The sequence below is a fragment of the Calderihabitans maritimus genome (genome assembly GCF_002207765.1).
Lineage (GTDB): Bacteria > Bacillota > KKC1 > Calderihabitantales > Calderihabitantaceae > Calderihabitans > Calderihabitans maritimus.
In genome coordinates this window covers 1-206 of the sequence record NZ_BDGJ01000121.1, presented here as the reverse complement: position 1 = coordinate 206, position 206 = coordinate 1, and the positions used below count along the sequence as shown (strand labels likewise).

The following is a 206-nucleotide window of genomic DNA, read 5'->3' as shown; positions in this document are numbered from 1 at the left end:
ACTGTTCCAGGTATAGGGCCAGTTTACACTGCCGGTATTGTAGCGGAAATAGGTGACATCTCCAGGTTTAAGAACCACAATGCCCTTGCTAAATTCGCGGGCCTGACCTGGCGGCAGCATCAGTCCAGCAAGTTTTCTGCCGAGGATATCCCCCTCACCAGGTCCGGTAATTATTACTTACGGTACTACCTCATTGAAGCGGCTAA

At 50.5% G+C, this 206-nt stretch carries 1 protein-coding gene; it reads left to right on the top strand.

Annotated elements, in window-relative coordinates; translation table 11 throughout:
* A partial coding sequence (locus KKC1_RS10415) for a transposase (protein ID WP_143288735.1) occupies positions 1–206 on the top strand: 206 nt, incomplete at both ends.